Origin of the sequence: Tardiphaga sp. 768_D3_N2_1 (genome assembly GCF_052076105.1) — a bacterium.
Lineage (GTDB): Bacteria > Pseudomonadota > Alphaproteobacteria > Rhizobiales > Xanthobacteraceae > Tardiphaga.
This window is the reverse complement of the sequence record NZ_CP197245.1, coordinates 1,004,543-1,017,747: the sequence shown is the minus strand read 5'-3', so window position 1 is coordinate 1,017,747 and position 13,205 is coordinate 1,004,543. Positions and strand designations below refer to the sequence as shown.

The following is a 13,205-nucleotide window of genomic DNA, read 5'->3' as shown; positions in this document are numbered from 1 at the left end:
ACTCACCGGACGCAACACAACACGACAAATGCACTGAAGAAACAAATGCACAAACAAAAAGGCTGGCGCCGGAAACCAGATACGGGATTCCGGCGTAGAACTTAGATCAGGCCGACTTCCTGAAACTTCGCCGACACGATTTCCTTGTCGAACGGTTTCATGATGTATTCGTTCGCGCCGGCATGCAGGGCGCGAGCGATATGGGCCACGTCGTTCTCCGTCGTGCAGAACACGACCTTCGGAACGTCGCCGCCAGGCATACGGCGCAGGTTACGCAGGAACTCGTAACCATCCATCACCGGCATGTTCCAATCGAGCAGAACAGCGTCCGGCAGGTTCTGCTTGCAGATTTCGAGCGCTTTCTCGCCGTCTTCAGCTTCGGTGATCTCGAAATCGAGACCTTCGAGAATCCGACGGGCGACCTTACGGATGACACTGGAGTCATCGACAACCAGACATGTCTTCATGTGAGCCTCTTTTCCACCGCGGACAAAATTGTCCAAGTGCTGGTCTTAAGCGGCCAGCTTGTCAGGCGAGATTTCAAGGATGCGATCGACGTCGAGTACGACCATCAACTGACCATCGAGACGATGGACGCCATCGGCCATCTTGGCCATGCGCGGATCCAGATTGACGGGGTTCACTTCACGGCTCTCATCGGCGAGCTTCAGGACTTCGCCGATCGAATCGATCAGCAGGCCGTAAGATTCACCGCGGAGATCGACGCCCACTGCCATCGGCGGCTTGCCGTCATCGTTCTTCGGCAGGCCAAGACGTGAACGCATGTCGATCGCAGTGACGATGCGTCCGCGCAGATTGAGCACGCCGGCGACATCGCTGGAGGCCAGCGGCACGCGGGTCAGACGCTCGGGCATGAACACGTCCTGCACGCGCGAGATGGGCATGCCGAACAGCTGGCCACCGATCATGGTGGTCACGTATTCGGTGATCGCACCGTCAGCGCTCGGAGCCTTGGGGGTGGTGGTGGTCGTGGTGGTGCCGGTCATTGCGATTTCCCTCACGCGGCCTGACGAACAACTTCGGTGGTCTGTTCCTTGAGCGCCGCGATCAGGCCGGGGCGATCGAACTTGGCGACGTAGTCATGGAAGCCTGCGAGGCGACCGCGCTCGATGGCGGCCGGCGAGATCATCGCTGACAGGGCGATGATCGGCGTTGCCTGCAGGCGCTGATCGGCACGGATGGTTTCGGCGAATTCGAAACCGTTCATGTCGGGCATCTCGATATCCGTCAGGATAACGTCGAACTCCTGACCCGAGCGCAGGAAAGACAAACCTTCCTGGGCGTTGGTGGCGACGCGCACCTTGTAGCCGGCAGCCTTCAACACGGGCGAGAGCATGTTGCGGAAGAACGCGGAGTCATCGACCAGCAGCACCGACTGTGCCGTAGAGGAGACACGCATTTCCTTGCGGCTGAACCAATCGGCGAAAGCCATCGGCAGGAAGTGACCGACGTCGATCACTTCGGTCGCGAGACCCTTGATCACAGCCGAACCGAGGATCCCCTCGCGGCCGCTGGCCACTTCGATATGCAGGCGCTCTTCGACGATATCGACGATCTCATCGACGACCAGACCCATCGAACGACCGTCGTCTGCGAAAACGAGGATCGGCTGGGTGCCCGACGTACGGACGGTCACGCCTTCCATCTGCACCAGTGGCATCAGCTGATCGCGGTACTGGACCATGTAGCGACCGTTCGACAATTCGACCTTGTCGACGCCCACTTCTTCCAGACGCGTGACGAGACCGAGCGGCACCGCTTTGGGCTGCGCCGAACCGGCGCGGAACACCAGCAGCGACGTCAGTTGCTCGGCATTCATCGCGCGCATCGCGGCATTCTCGTCGGCGATCTCGTGGGCGTTCGACGCCAGAGCACCAAGCTCCTGCGCGATACCGTTCGGATCGACGATCATGATCACCGCGCCATCGCCCAGGATGGTGTTGCCGGAGAACATGCCGATGTGACGGAGCTTGGTGGACATCGGCTTGACGACGATTTCTTCCGTGTGGAAGACGCCATCGACGACGATGCCGAAAGTCTGGTTACCCACCTGGGTCACGACGATGAAGCCGTTCTCCGGATCGGCCGACGAGCCATCATCGATCTGCAGCAGCTTCTTCAGATGCATCAGCGGCAGCAGCTTGTTGCGCAGGCGGAGCACCGGGGTGTCCTTGATGCGCTCGATGCGATGTTCGGAATTGGCGCGCGCACGTACCAGTTCGACCACCGCGAGCTGCGGGATCGCGAAGCGATCGCCACCGGCTTCGACGATCAGCGCCGACACGATGGCCAGCGTGAGTGGGATCTTGATGGTGACGCTCGATCCTTCGCCAGCCACCGACTTGATGTCGATGGTGCCGCCGATCTGATCGATATTGGTGCGCACCACGTCCATGCCGACGCCGCGGCCGGAAACGCTGGTGACAGCGGCCGCAGTCGAAAAGCCCGGTGCGAAGATGAACTTGTGGATCTGCGCTTCCGACATCTTCTCGATGTCGGCTTCGGTAGCGAGACCATTCTGGATGGCCTTCGCCTTGATCCGCTCGGTGTTGAGACCGCGGCCGTTGTCGGCGATGCAGATCAGAATGTGGCCGCCTTCATGATAGGCGGACAGACGGATCGTGCCCTGCTCCGGCTTGCCGGCATTGGCGCGCTCGCCCGGTGTCTCGAGACCATGATCCGCGGAGTTGCGCACCATATGCGTGAGCGGATCCTTGATCAGGTCGAGCACCTGGCGGTCGAGTTCGGTGTCGGCGCCATGCATCTCGAGTTCGATCTGCTTGCCGAGTTCGCCGGCCAGATCGCGCACGATACGCGGCAGCTTCTGCCAGGCATTGCCGATCGGCTGCATGCGGGTCTTCATGACGCCGTCCTGCAGTTCGGCCGTCACGGTGGACAGGCGCTGCAGCGGCACCTTGAATTCGGTGTCTTCATGACGACGGCTGATTTCCAGCAGCTGGTTGCGGGTCAGCACCAGTTCGGAGACCATGGTCATCAGATGTTCGAGCGTGTCGACGTTCACGCGGATCGACTGGTTTGCGACCTTGTCGGCTTCCGGCTGGTCAGCCTCGACTGCGGTCTTCTTGGCAGCGGGCTTCGGCGCGGCGGCCTTGGGAGCAGCAGGCTTCTCGGCAACCGGGGCCGGCGGGGCAACGGGCGCAACCGGTTCGGGCGCAGCAGCTGCGACGGGGGGTGCCACTTCGATGGCGGTTTCCTGGAAGGCGCGCTCCAGCTCTTCGAGCGAGACTTCACCCGGGCGCAATTCACGCTCCAGCGCCTGGACGACCAAGGGAGCATCCGCAACAACGGGCGCCTCTGGCGCAATCGGAGGAGCAGACTCAGTCATCGATTCCATGCCTTTTTCGACCATGTGATGCAGCTCATTGATCAGATCGTCGTCGACGCCTTCCGGCTCCACTTCCGTGGCTTCGAGCTGACCGAGGATTTCCTTGATGCGATCGATCGTGGTCAGGATGAGCGTAACCGCCTCTCCGGTGACCGGCATTCCATCGCGGAATTTGCCCATCAGCGTCTCGGCGGCGTGAGCCAAAGCTTCGAGACGGGGCAGTCCGAGAAATCCGCACGTGCCCTTGATGGTGTGAACCAGGCGAAAAATATTATCGAGAATTTTCGCGTTGTTCGGATCCTGTTCGAAACGGACCAGCTGATTGTCAACCGTATCCAGGCTCTCGTTGGTTTCCGTCAAAAACTCGCGGAGAAGATCATCCATGAAAATAGGCCTTCACACTCCAGGCTCGCGACTTTCGCTACGCCTTTCGAAGTCTGGCTACTTTCCGCGTAAAGCGTTTAATATTAGTTGAGCATTCCCAAAAACAATGAACGCAATTAGCTACGCGCGCATGTCTACGAGCCCGCCGAACGGCGGACTCGTAAAGAGTTCATTAAGAGTTGAATGAGTTTGCGGTCAGACCGCGGTGACGACGATGGCGTCGCCTTCGGGCACCAGGGTCACCTTGAGGCCGCAAGCCTGCGCCAGCAGCCGCGTGTAGTAAGGCTGCACGGCATGGGCATCGACACCGCCCACCTCTTCGGAGGCAAGCATGTCGACGATGGCCTGCGGGAGGCGCGCGTTGAGGCCTGTCGCCGTGACCTTGAAGCCCTGCGGTTCGCCCTCGCCGATGGCATCGATCTTGAGCACGCCGCCGCGCGGGATCGTCTGCTGCGCGATCACCAGCATGTTGAGCAACAGCTTGACCTTGTTCTTCGGCAGGAGAAGCCGCGGCAGATTCCACTCGATTTTGGTCTTGGCGTCTTCCAGATGACCGCGCGACATGGTCTGCGCGTCGCCAAGATCGATCTGCGCGCCAGCCGAGCCGGCGGCACCGAAGGCGAGCCGGCAGAACTGCAGGCGGGCCGATGCGGTCTTGGCGCTCTTCCGGATCAGATCGAGCGCGAATTCCCTGTCGTCCGGCTTGGGATTGTCGTCGAGCACTTCGAGCCCGTTGACGATAGCGCCCACGGGGCTGATCAGGTCGTGGCAGACCCGCGAGCAGAGCAATGCCGCAAGTTCGAGGGCATCGGGAGCTGGACCGGGAGTGGGAGTGTCAGACATGAAATGCGCTCCTGGGGCCACACAGAATGAACGGCGAATCAAGCATTTGCTTTACGGTTAGATACACCGCAGATGGTGGCGCGACCACAGCAAGGCTGGCACAGTCCACCGGTGCAACGGACGCGTGTAGAAATGAACAGGGATGGCATGCAGGGGATGAAGGCCAGTCGATGACGGATGATTCGCTACCTCGCATGGATACCGCGCGGGCTGCCGCTTTGCTGGAGCCGCTGACCGAACTGGCGGCAAGGGCTGGCGCAGCGATCCTCAAGGTCAACCGCAAGGTCATGGCCGTCGACGGCAAGGCCGACGGTTCACCCGTGACCGAAGCCGATCTCGCGGCCGATCAGGTGATCGGCGAAGGACTGGCCCGGCTGTTCCCGGGAATCCCGGCGCTGTCCGAGGAGCGCCTCCATCTCGCCACGCCACCCTATGCCGGCAGCCTGTTTCTGATCGATCCGCTCGACGGCACCAAGGAATTCGTCGCCGGCCGCCAGGAGTTCACCGTCAATATCGCCCTGATCGTCGATGGCACTCCGCTGCTGGGCATCGTCGGCGCCCCCGCCCTCGGGCTGATCTGGCGCGGGCTGGTCGGCCGCGGCGCCGAACGTGTTGAACTCGCACCAGACCTGTCCATCCGCAAGGTCACACCGATCCGGACCCGCGCGGCGCCTGCTCCAGGCGCGGCATGGACCGCTGCGGTCAGCCGCTCCCACGGCGACCAGCGAACCGAGGCTTTCATCGCCAGCCGCCCCGGTGCTGTCAGACAGGAATTCGGCTCGGCGCTGAAATTCTGCCGCGTGGCCGAGGGCCAGGCCGACATCTATCCACGGCTGGCGCCGACCTGTGAGTGGGATGTGGCCGCCGGCCATGCCGTGGTGGTCGCTGCGGGCGGGAAGGTGACGGACACCTTTGGCAAGGCGGTTCGCTTCGGCGGCGACCGGGAAGACTTTATCGTGCCGGAATTCATCGCCTGGGGTGACAGCAGCGCGAGCACGCGCGGCTGAACCCGTGCGCTATTTGGCCAGGATATCCTGCACGCCCGGCCAGCGCTTGCGCGCGCCGGGCAGATATTTGGCCGGTGCCGCAGCAAAGGCGTCGCGGGTTTCCTCCCGGCCGAACAAATAAAGGCGCTCGCCCGTGATGAGCCACAAACGCGGATTGCCGGCAAAGGCGACCCCGCGGGCGACATCGACGGGATCGTAGCCACCGAATTGCGGACCATAGATATCCGGATGCGCGGCGAAGGAGGCGCGGTTGCCCTCATTGCGGAAGCGCCAGACGGTGCCCTCTTCCGACATTTCGAAATCCGGCTGCCCCAGCGTCGGGCGGCCTTCGGTGAAATAGGCCACCGGATCGAAACCGCTGATCGCGAGACCCGTATACCGGTCGGTGACCACGCGCTCACTGGTCGCAGCCTGCGCTCCGGCCGGAACGAAAGCGGCCGCCAGCAGCAGAATCAAGGCAATTCCACGGCTCCAGCCTGACAATTCCCGCCGTTGTGCCGTCATAGTTGATACCGATAGTATAGGGAGTCGGGGACAATGACTGCAGAGTTAAACCGTGCTTGTCAGCATCCGGTTAAAGCCGCGGTCGCAAATTTGAAATACCAGGGGTTCTTTTCATGACCTTCGCATCACGCCTGGCAGCGGTGGCGCTAGCCGCGTTTACGCTCGCCTTCTCGCCGGCCTCCGCGCAGCAACCGCCGCGCGGCCAGCCTGGACCGGATACCTATCGGTCAGAGGAACTGATGACGGCTGGGCACCGGTTTTTCGGCAACGTCTCGCGCGGCCTCGCCTCGGTGATCGAGAAGGCCGTCAGCCAGTGGGGCCTGCCGAACGGCTATATTCTGGGCGAGGAAGGCAGCGGAGCAATTGTGGCAGGCCTGCGTTACGGCGAAGGCACGCTCTATACGAAGAATGCCGGAGATCTCAGAGTCTACTGGCAGGGTCCGTCGGTCGGCTTCGACTGGGGCGGCGACGGCGCCCGCACCATGACGCTGGTCTATAACCTGCCGGCGACGCAGGCGATCTATCAGCGCTTCGCCGGTATCGACGGCTCTGCCTATATCATCGGCGGCTTCGGCATGACGGCACTGACCGCCAACAATGTCGTGCTGGTGCCGATCCGGTCGGGTCTCGGCCTGCGGCTCGGCGCCAATATCGGCTATCTCAAATATACTCCCAGCGCGACCTGGAACCCGTTCTGACCTCTTCGATTGGAGAGTTCGTGATCAAGCGTTTCTGAACGGGCGAATAAAGGTTAACGAGGCGTTACGCTGTCTTTGCCGGCGGTGCCATGGCATGCTAACCGCTGCATTTTGAGAGCGTGGGAGCATTCGTCATGGTTGAACCGATCATGTATCTGGCGATCGGTTTTCTGGTCTCGATGCTCTGCGGCCTGATGATCATGCCGCTGGTGCACAACCGCGCCGTCCGCCTCACCACCCGCCGGCTCGAAGCCGCGACGCCGCTGTCGATGGCGGAAATCCAGGCCGACAAGGACCAGCTACGCGCGGAATTCGCGATGGCGGCACGGCGGCTGGAAATGAGCGTCGACCAGCTCAAGAACAAGACCACCAGCCAGCTCGCCGAACTCGGCAAGAAGTCCGACGCCATCAACCGCATGAAGCTTGAGCTCGGCGAGAAGAACGCCACGATCTTCGCGCTGGAAGCCCGTGAAGCCGCCGTGAAAGAAAAGCTCGGCGTCACGGAAAACGACTTCACCGCCAAGACCGCATCGCTGCGCGCGGCCGAACAGGCCCTGAGCGACAAGCAGGCCGAACTCGCCAAGCTGAACCACGACCTCTCGGACCGCTCCATGGTGGCCGACAGCCGTCAGGTCGAACTCATTGCCGTGCGCGCGCAGGTCGAGGAATTGAAGGCCCGCGTCGGCGATGCCGAAAAGGAATTCGCCAATACGCAGCACCGGCTGGAGCTGCAGCGCGGCGAGTCCGACACCGCGACGCGCGAACTCACCGAAGCCCGCGCCCGCGTCGAGAATCTCAGCCAGCGCGTGACGGATCTCGATCAGCAACTGACCATCCAGGTCCGCGAAGCCGAACAGCTCGGCACCCGCGTCACCGACCTCGAGAGCCAGCTCTCGACCCAGAGCAAGATCCTGGCCGAGCGCGATTTCGAGAACAGTCAGCTGCGCCAGGCCAATGAAGCCGCCGAACAGATCGCGCGCGACCTGCGCGTCGAACTCGCCGCCATGAACGGCGCCAAGGCCTCGCCTGTGATCGAGAAACTGCGTGCCGAGAAGGCCGCGATGGAGACCGAACTCGCCACCGCCCGCGAGGAGCACGCCAGGCTGCAGCGCGACCTCAACGGCATCCACCAGCAGGCCGAGAGTGCATGGGCCACCGAGCGCATGGAAAACGCCCTGCTGCGCGAGCGCATCAACGACATCGCCGCCGAAGTGGCCAAGATGGCCATGACGCTGGAAGGGCCGAATTCCCCCATCGAGGCGATTTTGGCCGCCGAACCGGCCCCCACAGCCCAGCCGCGCCCGGCCAATGACGCAGGTTTCCCCCCCAACAGCACCCTCGCCGACCGGATCCGGGCGCTGCAGTCCCATGCCTCCCGCGCCCCGCAACCGGGCTAAATCGCGAGCCAGGAACCCAGATTGGCCGTCCGGCCGGATCGGGAGACCTATTGTGCGGACTTATTGTTAGAACTTGCGGCAGGGTTTGCTTGACACCCCCGCCCCCTATTCCCTAAATCGCGCCACTGACGTCAGTCCCCGCCGGGCCATTACCGCCCGGCCTTTTGGTCTGTACGGCATCCCGGGCGCATAGCTCAGCGGGAGAGCGTTCCCTTCACACGGGAGAGGTCCAAGGTTCGATCCCTTGTGCGCCCACCATTAAAGCCCGTGATTGCTGGGCTTTTCACCCCTCCGAAAATCTGATCGGCAAGTCGGCACAGAATGATGCGCGAACCGCGCACGTCGATCCGTGGAAAATCCGTGGAATGCGTTTCCCTCCCGCCCACTCGGGAGAAAGTGCGTTGAAGCGACCCACTCGAGTCTGGGGACCGCTCTTGCCCTGAGCGTCGCGTTGCAGCCTCATGTTAAAATATCAGCGTGGATTCGCGATGCAGCTTTTTCACCCTGCCCCTATGAAAACCTAAGCAGACAAGCTCATGGACCCGCTCGACAGCTCCGCTTCCAAGCCAAATGTGCGTCTGGCAGCGCAGTCATCACCGCAAGGAATTGCGGCTGATCTTGTTGCCGTGCTGGTCGCCGTGACCTCGGGTGAGCCTCGTGTTCTAACGATCCAGGATCAGCGCGCCCTGCCCTCCGGGCCTTTCGAACTCGCCCATCGTTCGCTGCAATCGGGGCTCCGTGCCTGGGTCGAACGGCAGACACGGTTGCCGCTCGGTTATGTCGAACAGCTCTACACCTTTGCCGATCGCGATCGCGCTGGCGCCACTGGGCAGCATGTCATCTCGATCAGCTATCTTGGCCTGACCCGAGAACAACCGGCATTCGGCGAGCACGAGGCCAGATGGCGCGGCTGGTATGATTATTTCCCCTGGGAGGATCATCGTGACGGCCCACCGCCGCTGATGGAGAAAGCTCTGCAGCCAGGGCTCAAGGCCTGGGCTTCTGCAGCATCCGATCGGGCGACACAGCGCGCTCGCCGGCAGCGCGCGGCCATGCTGTTCGGTTTCGAAGAGCACAGCTGGAACGAGGAACTGGTTCTGCAGCGCTACGAACTATTATATGAAGCGAAACTGATCCCCGAAGCGACACGCGGAAATTCCTCAGCATCCACGTCTACACGTGCGGCTTTGTCGAACACGCCGGGTCACCCCATGATCCTGGACCATCGCCGGATTCTGGCCACCGGAATTGCAAGGCTCAGGGCCAAGATCAAATACCATCCTGTCGTATTTGAATTGATGCCGGACACATTCACGCTGCTGCAACTGCAACGCTGTGTTGAGGCGCTGGCGGGACGGCAAGTGCACAAGCCGAATTTCCGCCGCCTGATCGAGCAGCAGGAACTCGTTGAGGAAACTGGCGAAACCAGCCAGGACACCGGCGGACGTCCTGCAAAACTCTTCCGCTTTCGCCGTGCCGTCCTTGCGGAACGCGCCATCGCCGGAACCAAACTTCCCGTCTCGGGGGCTTGACAAGGCTTATACTCGATTACAGTATAATATATGCTCAACGAGAGTATATGATATGCTGTCGATACCTGAACTGCGTCCTTCGGAACATCTCTATGCGAAAGTGCGCCATGCGATCCCCGCGATCGAATGGTCGATGCTGTCAGAAGATATCGACGCGATCATCGCGTTGAAGAAGAGCCGCAACGCGGTCATCCTTGCCCACAACTATCAGACACCGGACATCTTCCACTGCGTCGCGGACATAGTCGGCGACAGTCTCGCGCTGGCGCGCGAAGCAATGCATGTGGAGGCCGACGTCATTGTTCTCGCCGGCGTTCACTTCATGGCCGAGACGGCCAAATTGCTCAATCCGTCGAAGACCGTGCTGATCCCCGATCGCGGCGCCGGCTGCTCGCTTGCCGACTCCATCACGCCCGAGGACGTGAGGCTGCTGCGGCAAAATTATCCCGGCGTGCCGATCGTGACTTATGTGAACACCTCGGCAGCGGTGAAGGCTGAGTCGGATATCTGCTGCACCTCGGGCAATGCCAAGGCGGTGATCGAGTCGCTCGGCGTTGAACGCGTGATCATGCTGCCGGACGAATATCTGGCCAGGAACATTGCCGCCGAGACCACAGTTAAAGTGATTACCTGGACCGGTCATTGCGAGGTGCACGAGCGCTTCAGCGCCGAAGAGGTGCGTCAGTTGCGCGAGAACCACCCCGGTGTCGTCGTGCTGGCACACCCGGAATGCCCGCCGGGCGTTCTGGCGGAGGCTGATTTCTCGGGCTCCACGGCCGCCATGTCGTCCTATGTCGCAAGCAAACGACCGCCGCGCGTCGTGCTTCTGACGGAATGCTCGATGAGCGACAATGTCGCCATCCAGTACCCGGACCTCGAATTCATCCGTCCGTGCAATCTGTGTCCACACATGAAGACGATCACGCTCGGCAACATCCGTCACGCGTTGGAGACGATGCAGCACAAGGTCACGATCGACGACGATGTCGCAGCGCGCGCACGCCTCGCAGTCGAGCGAATGCTGGCCGTCAGATGACAGCATTGCACGATACGGACGGCGCTCCGGTCATCATCGGCGGCGGCATCGCCGGCCTCATGACCGCCCTTGCGCTGGCGCCGCAACCGGTGCTGCTCCTGACCGGCGCGCCGCTGGGCTCGGAATCGTCGAGCGCACTCGCGCAAGGCGGTATCGCTGCCAGTATCGGGGCGGATGACAACGCTTCACTGCATCTGGCAGACACACTCGCCGCCGGTGATGGCTTGTGCGACGAAACCGTCGCGGCCTCAATCCTCGCCGCAGCGCCCGACGCAATCGAACAGTTGGCGCGGCTCGGCGTCATTTTCGATCGGGATGCCAGCGGCCAGATCATCCTCGGCCTCGAGGCTGCGCATTCGCGCCGCCGGATCATTCATGCCGGAGGTGACGCAACGGGCCGGGACGTTATTCGAGCCCTGGTCCGCAAGGTCCGCGACACACCTTCTATCACGGTGATCGAGGGAGCTACGGCACAGCGCCTGGTCATCGAAGACAATGCAGTAGTGGGTCTTCTTGGTCACACCGGCCGAGGACCCGTGCTCTTTGCCACCGACCGTGTCGTCATCGCGACCGGTGGCATCGGAGGTCTGTTTCTGCACGGGACGAATCCGGCTGGATCCTTCGGCCAGGGCCTCGCGCTCGCGGCACGCGCCGGCGCTGTCATGGCCGATCTTGAATTCATCCAATTCCATCCGACAGCGCTCGACAGCAAATCCTCTCCACTCAAACTCATCAGTGAGGCCGTACGCGGAGAAGGTGCGATCCTTGTCGACGGCAATGGCGATCGTTTCATGGCCGGTGCCCCCGGCGCCGAACTTGCGCCCCGCGATGTGGTTGCACGCGCCGTCTGGCGACACATGGCGGCGGGACATCGGGTTTTTCTCGATGCAAGGGGCGTGAAGGATCTCGACTTTGCGCGGCGTTTCCCGGCGATCACGGCGCTTTGTCGCGACGCAGGTATCGATCCTGTTACGCAGCCGATCCCCGTCCGTCCCGCTGCGCACTACCATATGGGCGGGATACTGGTTGACCGGGCCGGGCGAACCGCCGTCGACGGTCTGTGGGCCTCCGGCGAAGCAGCCTGCACTGGCCTGCATGGCGCAAACCGGCTCGCCAGTAATTCACTCCTCGAGGTGGCTGTGTGTGGCGAATGGGTTGCCCGGAATATTGCCGCAACGACCTCCACCCGGCGGCGCCAACCAATGTTGCCCGGTGGAGTAACAAACAGCGATCCAGCTTTAGTGCGCCCTATTCTGTCGCGTGCCGCAGGCGTGTTGCGCGATGGCGAAAGCCTGCGTGCCGCCGCTCGCGCGCTCTATCCCCTCGCAATTTCGCAGCAAGCTGCAAGCGACCCCGCAATTGTCGGCTTGATGATCGTGATCGCTGCCCTGCGGCGCCAGGAAAGCCGCGGCGCGCATGCACGCTCCGACTTCCCGAAGCACACGAGTCTGGCACAGCGTTCGACGCTGCGCCTTGATGACGCGTTTCAAACCGCACGAGACGACATCCCGGAACTCGTCGCCTAACCCAAAAGGATCGCCATGACGCCCTCGCCGCTCCCCCATGTCATGATCGAGCCATTGGTTCGCATGGCGTTGCTTGAAGATCTCGGACGCGCCGGAGATCTCACCACCGATGCGATCGTGCCAGCCGGTCGACGCGCCACGACACTTCTTGTCGCGCGCCAGCCCGGCGTGGTGGCCGGGCTAGACCTCGCTCGTCTAGCCTTTCAACTGATTGATCCCGCGATCGAGATGCAGATCGCGCGCAACGACGGCACAGTCCTGGCGCCCGGCGATGTGATCGCCACGATCACCGGCCCCGCGCGAGGTATTCTGACCGCTGAACGGGTTGCATTGAATTTCCTGTGTCGCCTGAGCGGCATTGCGACGGCAACGGCCTCTGTGGTTGCAGCAGTCCGAGACTACCGGACGCAAATTGTCTGTACGCGCAAGACAACGCCAGGGCTGCGCGCCATCGAAAAATATGCAATCCGTGTTGGCGGTGGCAGCAATCACCGGTTCGGCCTCGACGATGCCGTGCTCATCAAGGACAATCACGTCGCCATCGCTGGCAGCGTCACCGAGGCGTTGAAGCGGGCCAAAGCTGGTGTTGGCCACCTGGTCAAGATCGAACTCGAAGTCGATACGCTCGATCAGCTGCGCGAGGCGCTCGATCACGGTGTCGATGCCGTGCTTCTCGACAATATGGATCCGGCGACGCTCACAAAAGCCGTCGCGATGGTCGCAGGTCGTGCGGTAACCGAAGCCTCCGGCCGCATCACACCCACGACTGCGCCACACATCGCTGCCACCGGCGTCGATCTGATCTCGATCGGCTGGCTCACCCATAGCGTCGGCGTTCTCGACATCGGGCTCGATTTCAAACCGGATGACCGGAAGATGTGAGTTATTGGACGAGCGGCCCGATTGGGGAC

General features: G+C 62.1%; 12 protein-coding genes and 1 tRNA gene. 8 read left to right on the top strand and 5 right to left on the bottom strand.

Translation table 11 applies throughout. The features are described from left to right. Positions 1–101: 101 nt before the first annotated feature. From AB8A27_RS04695 to chpT, 4 genes are all read right to left on the bottom strand, one after another. On the bottom strand, positions 102–467 hold the full coding sequence (locus AB8A27_RS04695; RefSeq protein WP_068737128.1) for a response regulator: 366 nt from the start codon (positions 465–467) through the stop codon (positions 102–104). Between the two features lie 45 nt (positions 468–512). Further along, positions 513–1,007 (bottom strand): chemotaxis protein CheW, encoded by a 495-nt coding sequence (locus AB8A27_RS04690; protein ID WP_092149188.1) that lies wholly within the window; start codon positions 1,005–1,007, stop codon positions 513–515. An 11-nt stretch (positions 1,008–1,018) separates the two neighbouring features. Continuing rightward, a complete protein-coding gene (locus AB8A27_RS04685) occupies positions 1,019–3,751 on the bottom strand; it encodes a hybrid sensor histidine kinase/response regulator (protein WP_441240908.1) in 2,733 nt (910 codons plus the stop codon). Positions 3,752–3,946: 195 nt separating this feature from the next. Next, positions 3,947–4,594 carry a histidine phosphotransferase ChpT gene (gene chpT, locus AB8A27_RS04680; protein ID WP_441240907.1) on the bottom strand — a complete coding sequence of 216 codons (648 nt, stop codon included), beginning with the start codon at positions 4,592–4,594 and terminating at the stop codon, positions 3,947–3,949. Positions 4,595–4,764: 170 nt separating this feature from the next. Between chpT and cysQ the strand changes: the two genes are divergently transcribed. Then, positions 4,765–5,601 carry a 3'(2'),5'-bisphosphate nucleotidase CysQ gene (gene cysQ, locus AB8A27_RS04675; protein WP_441240906.1) on the top strand — a complete coding sequence of 279 codons (837 nt, stop codon included), beginning with the start codon at positions 4,765–4,767 and terminating at the stop codon, positions 5,599–5,601. Positions 5,602–5,610: 9 nt separating this feature from the next. Here cysQ and AB8A27_RS04670 read toward each other — a convergent pair whose 3' ends face one another. Continuing rightward, positions 5,611–6,105, bottom strand: coding sequence for a YHS domain-containing (seleno)protein (locus tag AB8A27_RS04670; RefSeq protein ID WP_441240905.1), 495 nt, complete (start codon positions 6,103–6,105; stop codon positions 5,611–5,613). Between the two features lie 113 nt (positions 6,106–6,218). On the opposite strand from AB8A27_RS04670, the gene AB8A27_RS04665 reads away from it, so the two are divergent. The 7 genes from AB8A27_RS04665 (at position 6,219) to nadC (ending at position 13,176) form a co-directional block, all read left to right on the top strand. Continuing rightward, positions 6,219–6,803, top strand: coding sequence for a DUF1134 domain-containing protein (locus AB8A27_RS04665; RefSeq protein ID WP_092149203.1), 585 nt, complete (start codon positions 6,219–6,221; stop codon positions 6,801–6,803). A 134-nt stretch (positions 6,804–6,937) separates the two neighbouring features. Then, entirely contained in the window at positions 6,938–8,200 is a 1,263-nt protein-coding gene (locus tag AB8A27_RS04660) for a hypothetical protein (RefSeq protein WP_441240904.1), read from the top strand. A 183-nt stretch (positions 8,201–8,383) separates the two neighbouring features. Then, positions 8,384–8,458 (top strand) — tRNA-Val (locus AB8A27_RS04655). A 278-nt stretch (positions 8,459–8,736) separates the two neighbouring features. After that, positions 8,737–9,732 carry an NUDIX hydrolase gene (locus AB8A27_RS04650; protein ID WP_441240903.1) on the top strand — a complete coding sequence of 332 codons (996 nt, stop codon included), beginning with the start codon at positions 8,737–8,739 and terminating at the stop codon, positions 9,730–9,732. A 52-nt stretch (positions 9,733–9,784) separates the two neighbouring features. Then, entirely contained in the window at positions 9,785–10,768 is a 984-nt protein-coding gene (nadA, locus tag AB8A27_RS04645; protein ID WP_441240902.1) for a quinolinate synthase NadA, read from the top strand. Then, positions 10,765–12,294: an L-aspartate oxidase gene (locus tag AB8A27_RS04640; protein ID WP_441240901.1), complete on the top strand. Its 1,530-nt coding sequence runs from the start codon at positions 10,765–10,767 to the stop codon at positions 12,292–12,294. The genes nadA and AB8A27_RS04640 overlap by 4 nt, the downstream gene beginning before the upstream one ends. 15 nt (positions 12,295–12,309) lie before the next feature. Beyond that, positions 12,310–13,176 (top strand): carboxylating nicotinate-nucleotide diphosphorylase, encoded by an 867-nt coding sequence (gene nadC / locus AB8A27_RS04635; protein ID WP_441240900.1) that lies wholly within the window; start codon positions 12,310–12,312, stop codon positions 13,174–13,176. Positions 13,177–13,205: the final 29 nt, after the last annotated feature.

Excerpts from the sequence above, each read along its gene's own strand:
- AB8A27_RS04690 (WP_092149188.1), bottom strand. The coding sequence starts at position 1,007 with ATGACCGGCACCACCACGACCACCACCACCCCCAAGGCTCCGAGCGCT.
- nadA (WP_441240902.1), top strand. The coding sequence starts at position 9,785 with ATGCTGTCGATACCTGAACTGCGTCCTTCGGAACATCTCTATGCGAAA.
- AB8A27_RS04660 (WP_441240904.1), top strand. The coding sequence starts at position 6,938 with ATGGTTGAACCGATCATGTATCTGGCGATCGGTTTTCTGGTCTCGATG.
- nadC (WP_441240900.1), top strand. The coding sequence starts at position 12,310 with ATGACGCCCTCGCCGCTCCCCCATGTCATGATCGAGCCATTGGTTCGC.
- AB8A27_RS04665 (WP_092149203.1), top strand. The coding sequence starts at position 6,219 with ATGACCTTCGCATCACGCCTGGCAGCGGTGGCGCTAGCCGCGTTTACG.
- AB8A27_RS04650 (WP_441240903.1), top strand. The coding sequence starts at position 8,737 with ATGGACCCGCTCGACAGCTCCGCTTCCAAGCCAAATGTGCGTCTGGCA.
- cysQ (WP_441240906.1), top strand. The coding sequence starts at position 4,765 with ATGACGGATGATTCGCTACCTCGCATGGATACCGCGCGGGCTGCCGCT.
- chpT (WP_441240907.1), bottom strand. The coding sequence starts at position 4,594 with ATGTCTGACACTCCCACTCCCGGTCCAGCTCCCGATGCCCTCGAACTT.
- AB8A27_RS04670 (WP_441240905.1), bottom strand. The coding sequence starts at position 6,105 with ATGACGGCACAACGGCGGGAATTGTCAGGCTGGAGCCGTGGAATTGCC.
- AB8A27_RS04640 (WP_441240901.1), top strand. The coding sequence starts at position 10,765 with ATGACAGCATTGCACGATACGGACGGCGCTCCGGTCATCATCGGCGGC.
- AB8A27_RS04695 (WP_068737128.1), bottom strand. The coding sequence starts at position 467 with ATGAAGACATGTCTGGTTGTCGATGACTCCAGTGTCATCCGTAAGGTC.
- AB8A27_RS04685 (WP_441240908.1), bottom strand. The coding sequence starts at position 3,751 with ATGGATGATCTTCTCCGCGAGTTTTTGACGGAAACCAACGAGAGCCTG.